At 68.7% G+C, this 15,025-nt stretch carries 17 protein-coding genes; 11 read left to right on the top strand and 6 right to left on the bottom strand.

The window, feature by feature from the left end:
• Positions 1-27: 27 nt before the first annotated feature.
• The gene (locus SIDU_RS11145; RefSeq protein WP_007684919.1) at positions 28-747 is read left to right on the top strand and encodes a CoA transferase subunit A; all 720 of its coding nucleotides are present in this window, start codon (positions 28-30) and stop codon (positions 745-747) included.
• Positions 747-1,385: a 3-oxoacid CoA-transferase subunit B gene (locus SIDU_RS11150; protein ID WP_007686450.1), complete on the top strand. Its 639-nt coding sequence runs from the start codon at positions 747-749 to the stop codon at positions 1,383-1,385. Before SIDU_RS11145 ends, SIDU_RS11150 begins: the two co-directional genes overlap by 1 nt.
• A 116-nt stretch (positions 1,386-1,501) precedes the next feature.
• Here the strand turns inward: SIDU_RS11150 and SIDU_RS11155 are convergent, their stop codons facing one another.
• The 5 genes from SIDU_RS11155 to SIDU_RS11175 form a co-directional block, all read right to left on the bottom strand.
• Positions 1,502-2,683, bottom strand: coding sequence for a cation:proton antiporter (locus tag SIDU_RS11155; protein WP_007686449.1), 1,182 nt, complete (start codon positions 2,681-2,683; stop codon positions 1,502-1,504).
• A 222-nt stretch (positions 2,684-2,905) separates the two neighbouring features.
• Positions 2,906-4,303: an efflux transporter outer membrane subunit gene (locus tag SIDU_RS11160; protein WP_037509263.1), complete on the bottom strand. Its 1,398-nt coding sequence runs from the start codon at positions 4,301-4,303 to the stop codon at positions 2,906-2,908.
• Positions 4,300-7,350 (bottom strand): efflux RND transporter permease subunit, encoded by a 3,051-nt coding sequence (locus tag SIDU_RS11165; RefSeq protein WP_007686447.1) that lies wholly within the window; start codon positions 7,348-7,350, stop codon positions 4,300-4,302. Before SIDU_RS11165 ends, SIDU_RS11160 begins: the two co-directional genes overlap by 4 nt.
• Positions 7,351-7,353: 3 nt before the next feature.
• Entirely contained in the window at positions 7,354-8,436 is a 1,083-nt protein-coding gene (locus SIDU_RS11170) for an efflux RND transporter periplasmic adaptor subunit (protein WP_007686446.1), read from the bottom strand.
• 46 nt (positions 8,437-8,482) lie between these two features.
• Positions 8,483-9,328, bottom strand: coding sequence for a MipA/OmpV family protein (locus tag SIDU_RS11175; protein ID WP_007686445.1), 846 nt, complete (start codon positions 9,326-9,328; stop codon positions 8,483-8,485).
• 143 nt (positions 9,329-9,471) lie between these two features.
• On the opposite strand from SIDU_RS11175, the gene SIDU_RS11180 reads away from it, so the two are divergent.
• From SIDU_RS11180 to SIDU_RS11195, 5 genes are all read left to right on the top strand, one after another.
• Complete coding sequence (locus SIDU_RS11180; RefSeq protein WP_007686444.1) at positions 9,472-10,311, top strand: LytTR family DNA-binding domain-containing protein; 840 nt, start codon at positions 9,472-9,474, stop codon at positions 10,309-10,311.
• A complete protein-coding gene (locus SIDU_RS11185) occupies positions 10,308-10,958 on the top strand; it encodes a TetR/AcrR family transcriptional regulator (protein WP_025772807.1) in 651 nt (216 codons plus the stop codon). The genes SIDU_RS11180 and SIDU_RS11185 overlap by 4 nt, the downstream gene beginning before the upstream one ends.
• A gap of 125 nt (positions 10,959-11,083) precedes the next feature.
• A complete protein-coding gene (locus SIDU_RS11190) occupies positions 11,084-11,257 on the top strand; it encodes a hypothetical protein (protein ID WP_233431815.1) in 174 nt (57 codons plus the stop codon).
• Positions 11,254-11,430 carry a hypothetical protein gene (locus SIDU_RS19815; protein WP_007686440.1) on the top strand — a complete coding sequence of 59 codons (177 nt, stop codon included), beginning with the start codon at positions 11,254-11,256 and terminating at the stop codon, positions 11,428-11,430. The genes SIDU_RS11190 and SIDU_RS19815 overlap by 4 nt, the downstream gene beginning before the upstream one ends.
• Positions 11,431-11,504: 74 nt before the next feature.
• Entirely contained in the window at positions 11,505-11,705 is a 201-nt protein-coding gene (locus tag SIDU_RS11195) for a hypothetical protein (RefSeq protein ID WP_233431816.1), read from the top strand.
• 67 nt (positions 11,706-11,772) lie between these two features.
• Here the strand turns inward: SIDU_RS11195 and SIDU_RS11200 are convergent, their stop codons facing one another.
• Complete coding sequence (locus SIDU_RS11200; protein ID WP_007686435.1) at positions 11,773-12,453, bottom strand: spermine/spermidine synthase domain-containing protein; 681 nt, start codon at positions 12,451-12,453, stop codon at positions 11,773-11,775.
• Positions 12,454-12,524: 71 nt separating this feature from the next.
• Here SIDU_RS11200 and SIDU_RS11205 point away from each other — a divergent pair, with 71 nt between their 5' ends.
• The 4 genes from SIDU_RS11205 to SIDU_RS20025 all read left to right on the top strand — a co-directional run bounded on the left by SIDU_RS11205 (position 12,525) and on the right by SIDU_RS20025 (position 15,014).
• Positions 12,525-12,977 carry a hypothetical protein gene (locus SIDU_RS11205; RefSeq protein ID WP_007686433.1) on the top strand — a complete coding sequence of 151 codons (453 nt, stop codon included), beginning with the start codon at positions 12,525-12,527 and terminating at the stop codon, positions 12,975-12,977.
• Between the two features lie 65 nt (positions 12,978-13,042).
• Entirely contained in the window at positions 13,043-14,188 is a 1,146-nt protein-coding gene (locus SIDU_RS11210) for a cupin domain-containing protein (RefSeq protein WP_007686430.1), read from the top strand.
• Between the two features lie 6 nt (positions 14,189-14,194).
• Positions 14,195-14,734, top strand: a complete 540-nt coding sequence (locus SIDU_RS11215) for a pseudouridine synthase (protein ID WP_007686429.1) — start codon at positions 14,195-14,197, stop codon at positions 14,732-14,734.
• Between the two features lie 106 nt (positions 14,735-14,840).
• Positions 14,841-15,014 (top strand): hypothetical protein, encoded by a 174-nt coding sequence (locus tag SIDU_RS20025; protein WP_233431817.1) that lies wholly within the window; start codon positions 14,841-14,843, stop codon positions 15,012-15,014.
• Positions 15,015-15,025 lie beyond the last annotated feature (11 nt).

Here is a 15,025-nt window from a genome sequence, read left to right on the forward strand (position 1 = left end):
CCGATAATCGGACAAATAGGGATTATTATGGCAAAGCGCAAGATATTTCCCGACGCTGATGCAGCGCTTGAGGGCGTTCTCTTCGACGGGATGACCATCATGTCCGGCGGGTTCGGGCTTTCGGGCAATCCGGAACATCTGATCGCCGGCCTGCTGCGGAACGGCGTCAAGGAACTCACCGTCATCTCCAACAATTGCGGCGCGGACGGCTTCGGCCTCTGGACGCTGCTCAACAACGGCCAGATCCGCAAGATGGTCTCCTCCTATATCGGGGAGAACAAGCTGTTCGCGGAACTCTATCTGTCGGGCCAGCTCGAACTGGAGCTCAATCCGCAGGGCACGCTGGCGGAACGCATACGCGCGGGCGGCGCGGGCATTCCGGCCTTCTACACGAAGACCGGCGTGGGAACCGTCGTCGCGGAGGGCAAGCCCGTCGAGGAATTCGAAGGGTCGCTCTATGTGCGCGAAACGTGGCTGCGGGCCGACGTTTCCATCGTGAAGGCCTGGAAAGCCGATCCGGAGGGCAATCTCGTCTATCGCAAGACGGCGCGGAACTTCAATCCGAACATGGCGACCGCCGGCAAGATCACCATCGCCGAGGTGGAGGAGATCGTCCCGGCCGGCGCGCTCGACCCCGACCAGGTCCACACGCCTGGCATCTATGTCGATCGCGTGATCCAGGGACCGTCCTATGAGAAGCGAATCGAATTCCGGACCACGCGTCCCCGCACGGAGGAGAAGGCCTGATGCCCTGGACACGTGAGGAAATGGCGGCCCGCGCCGCCGGCGAGCTGCAGGACGGCTTTTATGTGAACCTGGGCATCGGCATTCCGACGCTGGTCGCCAATTATGTGCCCGCCGACATAGAGGTCGTTCTCCAGTCGGAGAACGGCCTGCTGGGCATCGGTCCCTTTCCCTATGAGGATGAAGTCGACCCGGACCTCATCAACGCGGGCAAGCAGACGGTGACCACTTTGCCCACGTCGAGCTTCTTCAGCTCGGCCGACAGCTTCGCCATGATCCGCGGCGGGCATATCGACCTTGCCATATTGGGCGCCATGGAGGTTGCCGGCAATGGCGACCTGGCCAACTGGACCGTGCCGGGCAAGATGATCAAGGGCATGGGCGGCGCGATGGACCTGGTCGCGGGCGTGAAGCGCGTCGTCGTGGTGATGAGCCACAGCGACAAGGCGGGCAATTCCAAGATCGTCGAACGCTGCACCCTGCCGCTCACCGGCACGGGCGTCGTCGACGCCATCATTTCCGACTTCGGCCGGTTCGTGCTGGATCGGGATCGCGGCGAATTGATCGTGCAGGAACTGGCGTCGGATCTCGACATCGATTTCGTTCGCGCCCGGACGGGAATCCCGATCCGGTCGGCCTGATCCGAAATCAGACAGGCGCCGCCAAACGGCGGGGGGGAGAGCGTTTTCGCAGGAAGCGGAGACGCTCTCTTTTCTTTTGCCTCTGCCCCGTCCGCGCCGAAGGGGAAAAGGCCCGTTCAGGCCTGGACGCGCATCGGCGGCTGCCTGTGCGGCGCGGCGAGGATGTTGAACAGGATGGGGGCGAGCGCCGCGCTGATGATCGCGACCAGCACCATGGCCGCGTTGGTCGCGGTGTCGAGCACGCCGATCCGGGTCGCGATGTCCGACGCCGCGACGATCAGGCTGATGCGCGCGCTCAGCAATATGCCGGCGGCCATCGCCTTTCTGCGGCCGTGGATCGGGACCAGCAGCAGCGACGGGATGATCTTGTTGGCGAAGGCGACCGCCACGAAGCCCGGCACCAGCCACAGGGTCTTGGGCGATCCCAACAGCGCGGGAATATCGAATTTCAGGCCGACATTGATGAAGAAGAAGGGCACGATGAAGCCATAGCCGATGACCTCCAGCCGCTCGCGCCGGTGGCTGCCGCGCGGAACGATCTGCCCCAGCAGCAATCCCGCGAGGAACGCCGCCAGCACCAGTTGCGAATTCAGCATCTCCGCCAGCCAGGCCGTCAGGAACAGCAGCGCCAGGCTGAGCCTGACGAAGGGCAGGCTGGTCCGGTTGTCCAGCCGCGCCGCGGGCACCCGCGCCAGCAGCCTGGGCAGCAGTCGGATCGCCGGGACGGCGATGGCGACAAGCGCCAGGCTGCCCAAGGCGCCCTGCGCGCTGCCGCTGACGACGATCCCGGCCAGGGCGGAAATGGCGATCATCGCGAAGAAGTCGACGAGCAGCGCGGCCGAGAGGATCGTCTGCCCGTATATGTCGCTGGCGATGCCCTTTTCCTGTATCATCGGCACGACGATGCCGACCGAGCTGGTGGAAAGGATCGCGGCATAGATCGCCAGGTGCACCAGGGGCGTCCCCGGGTCGAGCAGCAGCCAGGCGCCAAGGCCGGCCATGGCAAGGGTCAGCAGCGATATGAGGATGGCCAGGATGAGCGGCCTCACCCGCTGCGCCCCCTGCGGCCGGGCCAGCAACGCGCCGAAATCGACCTCCAGCCCCGCGATCACCATGGGTATGGCAAGCCCGATCTGGGCGAACAGCTCCATCGAGGGACCGGGCGACAGGAATCCCAGGCCATGCGGGCCGACCAGGATCCCGAACGCGATTTCCAGCACCAGCGCGGGCAAGAGGGCCTTGGGCATCCATTGGGCGACGACGGCGGCCAGTGCGCTGCCGGCGCAAGCCAGGGCCAATATGGAAACTATCACTTGTCCCTCTATGTCCTCATCATGGCGCGGCGGCGGATGCCCGCTTCCTGATTGCCGACCTTTTCTCCGGCGGCGCCTGAGGGTCGATCCGTTGGTGCGCGGACGGCCAGCCCTTATCCCATGAACGACCGGCACTCAACCGTTGGTTCCGGACGGATGGGACGAGTTGCGGGGAAGCCGACCCCGATGTCCGCCGGACCCGCCGCGTCAGCCGCCGAACGCCCGCCATCCGGCAACCGTCGCGCGCGCGGCGTCTCCCTGCGCCAGCGCAAGCGCGTCGGCCGCCTGGAGAACCCGGCGCTGCGCCTCGACCAGTTCGGCCAGCGAAACATGGCCCGCCCGATAGGCGCGATCCAGCGCGTCGCAGGCCGCGGTCGCGGCCCGGACCTCTTCGGCATGGACGGCTTCGCGCTCTCTGGCGGTCCGCCAGGCGACGACGGCGCGTTCGACATCCTCGGCGGCGCGCAGCGCGGCATTGCGGAACTGGGCGATGGCCTCCCGCTCCGCGCCCTTCGCCCGTGCGACCTCCGCATCGACCCGGCCGAAGTCGAAAAGCCGCCAGCGCAGGCCCAACCCGCCCTGCACCACGCTCGCCGGGCCGGAAAAGAGCCTGCCCGCGTCATTGCCCTGAAAACCCAGCAGGCCCGACAGGGTGAATTTGGGATAATATTCGGCAAGGGCGACGCCCAGCCGCGCATGGCCGGCAGCAACGCGCCGCTCGGCAGCGACCAGATCCGGCCTGCGCCGCATCAGATCGGCGGGCAGCCCCATGGCCGCGAAACCGGCGACCGGCACCGGCTCCGGCCTCTCCAGCGCCTGGACAACCGAATCCGGCAGGCCGCCGGCCAGCACCGCCAGCCGCGCCAACTGCGCCTGCGCCGCCTGGTCGAACTCGGCGATCCCGGCGCTGATCGCGGCGGTGGAGGCGCGGGACTGGTCCAGTTCGAAACGGGCAGCCGCGCCATGGACGAAGCGGGCGCGGACGATATTTTCCAGCTTCTGCGCCGCCGCCGCCTGATCGACGGCGATGGAGCGCCTGCGCTGCGCAGAACGAAGGAGGATATAGGCGTCGCCAATCTCCGCCGCCACGGTGAGGCGGACGGCCTGGCTGTCGGCGACGGCCGCCTCCAGTTCCGCGACGGCCGCTTCCCGCCCGCGCTTCAGCCCGCCGGCAAGGTCCAGTTCCCAGCTTGCCCCGCCGACCAGTTCGAAACTGTCCTGCGTCCGGTCGAAATCCGGGACATAATCGGCGATCTGCCCCAGCCCGGCCCTCAGCGACTGGCGCGTCCGGACCGCGGAACCGTCCAGCGATCCCGACGGCATCCGCGCCGCCCGCGCCGACCCGGCGGCCGCCCTTGCCTGGTCGACCCGCGCCATCGCCGCCTCCACGTCGAAGCCGCCCTTGAGGCCGCGCGCGACCAGACCGTCCAGCATGGGGTCGGCAAAATCCCGCCACCAGGGCCTGCCGCCCGGCTCCACGATCAGGGGAGCATTGTGAAAGGCGGCCGGCAGCGGCAAGGCCGGCCGTCGATACTCCGTGCCCGCGGCGCAGCCGCCCAGCAGGGCAAGGCCGATCAGGGCGGCCAGCGACCGATTCGTCGTCACGACGCTTCTCCCGTCCGGGCGAGCAGGAGATAGACGACCGGCGTCGCCACCCGCGACAGCAGGGTGGAGGCGATCAGGCCGCCGATGATCGCGACCGCCATCGGGCCGTACAGCCCCGATCCGCCCATGGCCAGCGGCAGCAGCCCGCCGATCGCCGTGACGGAGGTGAGCAGCACGGGCAGGAAGCGCATCTCGCCCGCCTGCTCGATCGCTTCGCGCATGGCGATCCCCTGCCCCCGCAACTGTTCGGTGAAATCGACGAGAAGGATCGAATTCTTTATCTCTATGCCGATCAGCGCGATCAGGCCGATCATCGCCGTGAAGCTCAGCGAATTGCCCGTCAGCCACAGCGCCAGGACGGCGCCGAGCAGGCCGAGCGGTATGATGCTGGCCACCACCGCGACGAGCCTGAAGCGCCCGAATTCCATGACCAGCACGGCCAATATGCCGAGGCAGGCGACGATCGCCGCCGCCGTCATCCCCGCATTGCCGCTTTCCTGCTCCTCCGCTTCGCCGCCAAGCGCGATGGTGTAGCCCGCCGGCAGGCGCACGGCCCCGCGCACCCGGTCGAGCGCGGCTTGCGTCACCGCCCCCGTCAGATGGCCTGCCCCGACATAGGCCGTCAGGGTGACGGATCGTTCGCGATCATGGCGTTCGATGCGCGCCGGTCCCGTTTCCATGCCGGGATCGGCAAGGGCGCGAAGCGGCACCGCCCGGCCGTCGACGGACGGAACATGGATCCGGTCGAGCGCCTCGACCCTGTTGCGCTGCGCCATGGGCAGCCTGACGCGGACGGGATAGTCGTCCCCTTCCGCATCGCGAAGGCGGCCGGAAAATTCGCCGTCCAGCGCCAGCCGGGCGGCCTGTCGGGCGGCGCCCGCCGGGACGCCCAGCGCAGCCGCCTTCGCCTCGTCGATCCCCAGCGCCAGGTCGGCGCGGTCCTGGCGGACCGGATTGTCGACGTCGCGGATGCCCGGCGTGCCGGCCATGGCCGCCTCCGCCCGCCGGGCAAGGGCGCTCAGGGTAGCGAGATCCTCGCCGGCGATGCGGATTTCTATGGGGGCGGCGATCGGCGGACCCTGAACGAAGCCCAGGACGGTGATGCGCGCCCCGGGAAAGGCGGCGAACTCCCGCCGCAGGTCCGAAAGAAGCCGGGCGGAATGGGCGGGCCGGCCGTCGCGCAACGACACCGCGACCTCCGCGAAGGCAGGGTCGGGATCATGCTGGCGGACATTATAATAGATCTGGGGATTGCCCCGGCCCAGATTGGCGGCGAACCATTCCACCTCCGGCGCCCGCGCGAGCCGCCGTTCGACCTGGCGCAGGACCGCGTCGGTCGCGGGCAGCGAAGCCCCCTGCGGCAGTTCGATGCGGACCAGGAATTGCGGCGTGTCGGCCGGCGGGAAAAGGCTGGTCCCGATGGCCGCGATCAGCGGCGCGATGAACAGGCAGAGCCCGCCCAGCAGCGCCAGCGCCAGCCCGGGCCGGTCGAGCGCGCGATGCAGCACGGGCGCGTAGAAGCGATGGATGCCCCGCTCGATCATCGCCAGCATGCGATTGCCCTTCTCATCCTCGCGCGCGGGCAGCACCCGGCTGGCGACGAAGGGAATGATCGTGAGCGCGATGACGAAGGATGCGGAAACCGTGGCGATCACGCTGACGGGAAGGGAGCGGATGAACGCGCCAGACCCTTCCGGCAGCGCCAGCAGCGGCAGGAAGGCGAGCAGCAGGCAGGCCGTGCACCCCGCGACCGCCAGCAATATCTGCCGCGAACCCTCCATGGCGGCGGTGACGCGGTCCTCGCCGGATCGCTGGCGGCGCGTGATGTTCTCGACCACCACGACGCTGTCGTCGACGAGCAGCCCCAGCGAAAGCACGAAACCGCTGATCGAAAGCTGGTTCAGCCCGAACCCCAGCGCCTGCAGGATGGCAAGGCCGGCAAGCAGCGACAGCGGGATGGCGAACATCACCACCCCGGCGGCGCGCAGCCCCAGCGGAAGCAGCGTGATGGAGACGATGGCCAGCGCCAGCAGGAAATCCCGGTAGAGGCCGTTCAGCCGCCGCTCCACATTGCTGGCCTGGAAGAAGCCATATTCGAGCTTGACGCCGCCGGGGACCATCCGCTCGAAACGGGCCAGTTCCGTCCGGATCGCCTGGGTCAGGACGCCGATGTCCACGCCCTCCTTGGCCGTGGCGGTAAGCAGCAGGGCACGCCGGCCGTTGAAGCGGACGACATGCTCCGGCTCCCCGCTCGCCCATTCGACCCGCGCCAGGTCGCCTATGCGCGCCACCGCCCCCTCGCGGGAAAGGACCGGAACCCGCCGCACATCGTCGAGCGAGCGAAAGGCGCCGCCGGTCCGGACGATCAGGCGGCGCTGCCCCGCATTGACCGATCCGACGGGCGCCTCGTCGCTGGCCCGCTTCAGCGCGTCGACGACCAGCGAGGCGGGCAGGCGCAGTTCGGCGAGGCGGCCCGGATCGATCGCGACGCGCACCTCCATCGGCGGCGCGCCCCAATATTCCGCCCGGCGCACGCCGGGAATGCGGGCAATATCCTCCCCCATGTCGTCGGCGAATTTCTCCAGCCGCCGCATCGGCAGCCGGTCGCTGACCAGGGCGGCCTGGAAAATCGCCGTCTCGCTGGTCCGGTTGCGGACGACGTCCAGCCGCGTGACGCCGTCGGGCAGCGTCGGCCGCAGGGCCGTGACCTCGCGGACGACCTCCTCATATTTGCGCTCGGCGCTGCTGGACCAGTCGAATTCGGCCTGGATCGTCGCCGCGCCGTCGGTCGCGCTGGCCTGCACGTCCTTCAGGTCGTCAATGCCGTAGAGGGCATTTTCGACCGGCTTGATCACCAGCTGCTCCAGATCGGCGGGCGTGGCCCCCGGCATCGCGATGCGGATGCTCATGCCCGGAACCGGGAATTGCGGGTCTTCGGACCGCGCGACGCTGATCCAGGAGGCAATCCCGACCGCCAGCGCCAAGCCTGTCAGGACCAGGGTCAGGCGGCTGCGCCGGATGAGGAAGGCGGCGGGGTTGAAGCCCATCTCTCAGTTCCCGCCCGCCACAAGGACAGGATCGCCGTCTTTCAGATAGCCCGCTCCCGCCGTGACGACGCGCGTGCCGGGGGACAGGCCGGCCACGACCGCATCGTCGGCCTCGAACCGGACCAGCCGCAGGCGGACGAACCTGGCCCGGCCGTTCGCGCCGACGGTGAAGACGCCCCCCTCCCGGCCCGATCGGGGGACGAAGGCTTCGGCGGGGACGGCCGCCAGCGAAGGTTGCGCGGGGGCGGCGGAGGACGGGAAACGGACGGAGGCGATGGCGCCGCTTTGCCCATGGCCGCCCGACGGCAACCGGACCTCGACCATGCGCGTGCCCGTCGCGCCGTCGACCAGCGGCTGGCTTTTCGCGACCCGTCCGGGCAGCGCCTGCCGCCCTTCGAAACGGACTTCGGCAGGCGTGCCGATGGCGATGCCCTCGGCATCCCGTTCCGCCAGCGGCACCCTGATGACGAGCGGGCTGTCATAGTCCGCGACCCGCAGGATCGCCTGTCCCGCGCCGACCGTTTCGCCAAGCTGCGACAGGCGTTCCAGCACCACGCCGGAAAAGGGCGAGACGAGCGTTGCCGATTGCTGGTCGTAACGCGCCGCCGCCGCCGCCGCCCTCGCCTGTTCCACCGTGTCGCGCTGGTCCTGAACCGCCGCCGACGCGACCGACCCGCTCTGCGCGAGCGCCTCCAGCCGCGCCAGGGTGCGCGTGGCGCGGGCCAGCTCCGCATCCCGCGAAGCGAGCTGTTGCTGGATGTCGGTGCCGGCGATCCGGGCCAGCGGCTGACCCACGCGGATGCGGCTCCCCATGTCGACCGTCAGGCGGGAAATCACGCCGCCGACGCGAAAGGACAGGGTGGATTGCCGCTCATAGGCCGCCGTGCCGGAGGCGCTGACCCCCTGTCGCGCGGAAGCCGGCGCGGCGAGAGCGACGCGGACGGCCGTGGGGGCCGGTTCCGCCTCGTCGCGCCGCGCCGCGCCGCAGCCGGGCAGCAGCAAGGCGGCGAGGGCCGCCGCGACGGCCATGAGACGGCCCGCCCGCACATCCATGGCGGGCAGGCCTGCGGGGGAATGATCGGTCATCGGGCCACTTCGGCAGGAATGAAGGCGGCGCTTGCGATCCCAGGGATCAGAAGCTGAAGGAGAGGGCGAGGCCGGCAATGGCCTGCACCTTCGATCCCTCCTCGACGATCGGGCTGTCGCCGGCGTCTCCAAGATAACGGTTGGCGCCGGCCCGCGCGATCAGCCCCCACCGCCGACTGAGCCGATAACCCAGGGTCGCGCCCGCGCCGACGTCGCGAAGGCCGCCGCCGGGCCGATAGGCGGCAAGGCCGGACCGTAGCGACTCCTCCGCCGTGACGCCGAAATAGCTGCGCATATATTTGCCGTCGCCATAATTGGCCTGCGCGTCGACATTCACGAAAACCCGACCGCCGCGATAGGCCGCGTAGGAAAGCTGCGCGGTCGCCACCAGGCCGTCATGGCCGTCATTGACGTCCTTGAGCACGGTCAGGTCGACGGCGACCTCCCCCTGCCCCTTTTCATCGCCGCCGAAGCGATAGCCGACGAACCCGCCCAGCTCGACAGCCTGTCCTACATCGTCCAGCAGCTTCACTCGTCCGTCGCCGTCGCTCGAACTGTTGCGCTTGAACCGCAGGTTGATCGCCGGGCCGAACTGCACCGGGCTGTCGCCCAGCAGGTCGAGGCGGGCGCGCAGCCCGCGCAGTTCGAACTCCATCCCCTTCCAGCGCAGGTCGGCTATGCCGAAGGGAATGAGCTGATAGCTTTTGGCGCCGTCATAGGCGGGCGTGGCGCCGGGGCCGAGCGCGATGAAGCCCGTAGGCCCCTTCCCTTCACGCCCGTCCTCCATCTTGCGGCCGCTCTCCGCCGTATCGCCGAGCGCCTCCTGCGCGGCCGCGGGGGCGGAGGCGATGGTGAACAGGGCCAGGAGGGGCCCGATGACAAGTCGTTTCATGCGCAATCTCCAGGGCGACGGCACGATGCCGCCGGTGCCCCACCCGGCTAATGGGGGAAGGGATTTGCGGGCAAAGCGATATTCGCACTTGCACAATTTACTTCGTAAATTTACACTGTACGCACGGCAAATGGACATTCACGATGCATGATTTCGCGAAATTGCATGTCGAGGATTGGGCGAAGCGGCACGGCCTGCTGGCGGGAATCGCGCTGTTGTTCGCGGCCACGCTCGCCTGGCTCGGCGCCTTCGGTTCCCATGATTTCGAACCGTTCGCGCGGGTCGGCTATTGGACCGTCATCTTCCTCGTCCAATATGGGCTGGCCGCCGTGACGATGCCTCTTCTGCGGGCCTGGCCCCCGCTCGCCGCCGGTTCCATGGTCCATCGCGTGGCGCTGGGAACGGCGATCACCTCCGTGCCGATGTTCTTCGTCACCGCCGCCGCCTCTATGTCGGAGGGGACGTGGACCCCGGTTCCCAGCGAAGTGTTCGAACTGATCCTGGCGATATGGATCATCGGCGGGGCCTATCTGTTCCTCTGGGAAAAACTGTCTTCCGCGCCCTTCCCGGCGGGACGGTCCGTCGAAGCGGCGACGCCGCCGATCCCGAACCCGCCGGCAGAGGCCGCGTCCCGGCACGCCCCCGCGACGGACGGCCTGCTGTTCGAACGGTTGCCGCCCGAACTGGGGCGGGACGTCATATGCCTGGGCAATGAGGATCATTATGTCCGCGTGCACACGACCCTGGGCAACGCCCTCATCCTCATGCGCTTCGCCGACGCGCTCGACAGCCTCTCGGCCATGGAGGGCCAGCGGGTCCATCGGTCCTGGTGGGTGTCGCGCAGCGCGGTCGTCCGGATCGACCGTTTCGGCCGCACGGCGCGGCTGCAATTGCGCAACGGCCTGACCGTGCCGGTGTCGCAACCCTATCTCGCGCTTGCGAAAAGGCTCTGGGGTCCGACCCACGGCACGGTCGCGGCATGACCGCCGGGGACGGGCGCCACCCGCGCTGGCAGGGGGGGGAGGCGTTCGCCTCCTCCCAGGCGATCTTTCGAAACGCCGCCCATGCCATGATCCGGGCCGGCAGCCTGTCGACCCTGTCCATGCGCGGCCTTGCGGCGGCGGTCGGGGCCAGCGCCATGACCGCCTATCGCTACTATCCCGACAAGCATGCCCTGATCGCCGATGTGCGCGAGGAGGTGTGGCGGCAATTCGCGGCCTGTCTCGACCGTGCGACGGCCGGCATTTCCGGCGCGGAGGATCGGTTCCGGCGCGCCTGCGACGCCTATGTGCGCTTCGCGCTCGACCGGGAACATGAATTCCGCCTGCTGTTCGAAACCGACAAGCAGGAAACGGCCGCCAGGCCGGAGGGGTCGAGCGACGCCGCGTCCTGGACCCTGCTGACCGGTCTGGTCAGGCAACTGATGCCCGACGCGGATCGGGACGAGGTTCTGGAGCAGGCGCACTGGATCTGGGCGAGCCTGCACGGAATGACGATGCTGCATCTTTCCGGCCGGCTGATGCTGGGCCGGTCGCTCGACCAACTGGCCGCGAAGGTGATCGAGGCCCACCTCCAGGCCTTGCGGCAAAGCGCCGGCGGGCGCGCGTCCCCGGTCGCGCCGCTTCTATAGCCGGGACGTCCGCTCCGTCATGGCCGCCGCGTCGGAAGTAGCCCCAGGCGAGAGATTTCATGTCGGAGGCGGAATCCTTGGCACTTGCGCGCTCCCCCGCAGTTCCCTGCCGCAAGGAGGATGCCGTGTCGGACAAGATCGTTTCCATTGGCCTGCTGACCGCGAGGGATCTTGAGCTTCTGGGCCAGGGATTCCGCCGGCACTTTCCCATCAGGGATGACGACCTGTTCAAGGATCTGCTGGCTAAGCTGGACGAGCTGCCGGCACGGCCGGACCCGCGCGCCGATGGCAAGCGGTGAAGGGGCGGCCAAGAAGGCTCGGCCTTTGCCTGCTGCTGGCGGCGATGCTGTTGATCCTTGCCGCCATCGTCGGCCTGATGGTCCATTCCAGCATCGAGGCGCCCGACCCCGCATCGCGCACGCCCAAGGGCGCCATGCCGCCGGAGGGGGAACCGATGCGCCCCGCGGATTAGGCGGCATTGCGGCTCGCCATCTCGCGAAGGCCGGTCGTGCGATAAGGTAGTGCATGCTTGTGGAGGAGGAAAAGATGATCCGCATGTTCCTGGTGGCGGGCAGCCTGCTCGCCGCGGCCTGTTCGGGCGAGCCGGCTTCCGACCGGAACGCCCTCGGCGGCGCAGCCATCAACCGGGCGGACGACGCGCCGGGCAATGGCGCGGCCGTTCCGCCGCCGACCAGCGGATCGGGCGCCGTGCCGCCCAATGCGCCCGCCGCGAACAATTCCCCATGAACCACCGACGGGGCGGGATGGCCGAAGCCGAACGTCCGTTGGAGCCGCAATCCGGACGCCGCGCCCGCTATCGGGACGCCCTTTTCGCGGCGAACCAGATGACGTGCCTTGGCCCCTTGCCGTTGCTGCGGGCGCGCACGGCGACCTCCTCCACGGCCAGGCCGGCGCGGGACAGGCGGCGGGCGAAGCTCGCGTCGGGCGCGGCGGACCAGATCGCCAATATGCCGCCGGGCCTGAGCGCGGCGATGGCCGCCGCGATCCCCTGCGCCGAATAGAGGCGGTCGTTCGCCTGGCGCACCAGCCCGTCCGGCCCGTTGTCGACGTCCAGCAATATGGCGTCGTACAGCCCCCGCGCCGCGCCGATCACATCGGCCACGTCCGCCTGGACCAGGCGCACGCGCGGATCGTCCAGGCACTCCGCGGCCAGTTCCGCCATCGGTCCCCGCGCCCATTGGATGATCTCCGGCACCAGTTCCGCCACGGTGACGGTTGCCGTGCCGTCGAGCGCGGCCAGAGCCGCCCGCAGCGTGAAACCCATGCCGTAACCGCCGATCAGCAGATGCGGGCGCGCCCGGCCGCGCAGCCTTTCGCAACTGAGATTGGCGAGCGCCTCCTCCGATCCGCTCATCCGGCTGCTCATCAACTCGTTGCGGTCGAGCACGATCATGAAATCCCCGCCCCGCCGATAGAGGGTCAGTTCCTCTCCGCCGGGAACCTGCGCCGATCCGATGAATTCGCGTGCCTGCATGCCACTTTCTCCCGGCGGGGTCCGCCGCCGGGGGGCTTTACGGCAATGCAGCGCGGCGTCAAAGGAGCGAGATGCGATATTTCCTCGATACAGAATTCAACGGCTTCGGCGGCGACCTCATCAGCCTGGCGCTCGTCCCCGAAATCGGGGACCAGGATTTCTACGTCTCCCTCCCCCTGCCGGCCGAAATCCACCCCTGGGTGGAGAAGAATGTGATCCCCTATCTGCGCTTCGTGCCGCCGGGCGTCGACCATCAGTTGAACCGGGTGGAGGCCGCCCAGCATCTGGAGGCCTATCTGGCGCATGACCGCGATCCGCTGATCATCGCCGACTGGCCCGACGACCTGGCCCATTTCTGCGCCCTGCTCGTGACCGGCCCGGCCGAGATGATCAGGCTGGACGGGCTGCGCCTGGAACTCATCAACGGCGCGGGGTTCAGCGCCGCGTCCAACAGCCGGATGCCGCACAACGCCCTGCATGACGCCCATGCGCTCAAGGACTTCTATCTCAACTGGGCCGTCTGACCGGGCGGGCCGAAGGGTTCGACCGATCTTTTGACAGCGGGCGCGGGACGGCGCATGGGCGGGGCATGCACCTCGCCCGTTTCGACATCGACCTGTTCCTGCGCGACCATTGGCAGAAGCGCCCGCTGCTGATCCGCAACCCGTGGAGCGCATGGCGCAATCCGCTGGCGCCCGACGAGCTGGCCGGCCTCGCCTGCGAGGAGGGCGTCGAATCGCGCCTCATTACCCGGCAGGCGGATCGGCTCGCCATGGAAAGCGGCCCGCTGCCGGAGGATCGCTTCACCGAACTTCGCGACGCCTGGACGCTGCTGGTGCAGGCGGTCGACCATCATGCGCCCGATGTCGCGGCGCTGATCCAACCCTTCCGCTTCATACCCGACTGGCGCATCGACGACGTGATGGTCAGCTATGCGACCGACGGAGGCGGCGTCGGGCCGCATTTCGACCAATATGACGTGTTCCTGGTGCAGGGCCTGGGCAGAAGGCGCTGGCGCGTCGGCCCGCGATGCGATTCCGCGACGCCGCTGCTGCCGCATGACGACCTGCGCCTGATCCCGGATTTCGAGGCGACGGAGGATCATATCCTCGAACCCGGCGACATTCTCTATGTCCCGCCCTGCTTCGCCCATGACGGCGTGGCGGTGGGCGGCGACTGCATGACCTATTCCATCGGCTTCCGCGCGCCGTCCCGCGCCGAACTGGTCGAAAACTGGTGCCGCCATCAGGCCGACGCCATGGCGGACGAGGATCGCTATGCCGATCCCGACCTCATCCGCCAGTCCAATGCCGGCGAGATCTCGGCGTCGGCCATCGACCGGATGCATGCCATGGCGATGGAGGCCCTGTCCGACCGCAACGCCTTCGCCCGCTGGTTCGGCCTGCACAACAGCCTGCCCAAATATGCGGACATGGACTGGCGGCCGGATGAACCGGCGGACCGGCGGACGGTGCGCGCCATGCTGGCCCAGGGCGTTCCGCTCGGCCGCAATCCGGCCAGCCGCTTTGCCTTCATCCGGCCGGGCGAACCGGAACTGCTGCTGTTCGTGGACGGCCATGGCTTCGATTGCGACGGCGACGCCGCCCTGCTGGCCGAAGCGCTGTGCAGGGAACCGATGACGGTCGTGGACGCGAAACTCGCCGCTTCCCCGGCCGTGGTCGCGCTGGTGGCGGCGTTGATCGACCAGGGCAGCCTGGCGTTCGACGCGGACTGATCCGTCATGGCGCTCATCCTGTTCAACAAGCCTTATGGCGTGCTCTGCCAGTTCAGCGATGAACGGACGGGGCGGCCCCGGCCGACGCTGGCCGCCTATATCGACCGTCCCGGCTTCTATCCGGCGGGCCGGCTCGACCTCGACAGCGAGGGATTGCTGCTGCTGACCGACGATGGCCGCCTGCAGGCGCGGATAGCCGACCCCCGCTTCAAGATGCCCAAGACCTATCTTGTCCAGGTGGAGGGCGATCCGGACGAGGCCGCGCTGGCGGCGCTGCGGCATGGCGTGCGGCTGAAGGACGGTCCGACCCTGCCCGCGCAGGTCGAACGCATCGAGGCGCCCGCGCTCTGGCCCCGCGACCCGCCGGTCCGGTTCCGCAAGAGCGTGCCGGACCGCTGGCTGCGGCTGACGATCCGCGAAGGACGCAACCGGCAGGTCAGGCGCATGACGGCCGCCATCGGCCATCCGACCCTGCGGCTGGTGCGCTGGCGGATCGGCGACTGGACGCTGGACGGCATCCCCCAGGGGCAATGGCGCGACGCATGAAGATATGGCGCGCAGGACCGCCGCACAGGATTGGCCGGGGCGCGGCTTGATCTGGGTGATTCCTTTTGCCGTTGCCCGGAACGGGCGCGGTCCGCATAGCGATGGCATGGACGCGAACACGACGACTCTGATCATGACCATTCTCAGCCGGGCGCCGCAATGGATCAGGCACGACCTGCTGTCGAAGGATGCGAGCGTCAAGCAACGGGCGGAGGAAACGCTGGCCGCCATGATCGCCAATGCCCTCGCCACGGGAACCGACGAGTCCACGGCGAGTTAGGGACCGAGTTC

It is taken from the genome of Sphingobium indicum B90A (genome assembly GCF_000264945.2).
GTDB lineage: Bacteria > Pseudomonadota > Alphaproteobacteria > Sphingomonadales > Sphingomonadaceae > Sphingobium > Sphingobium indicum.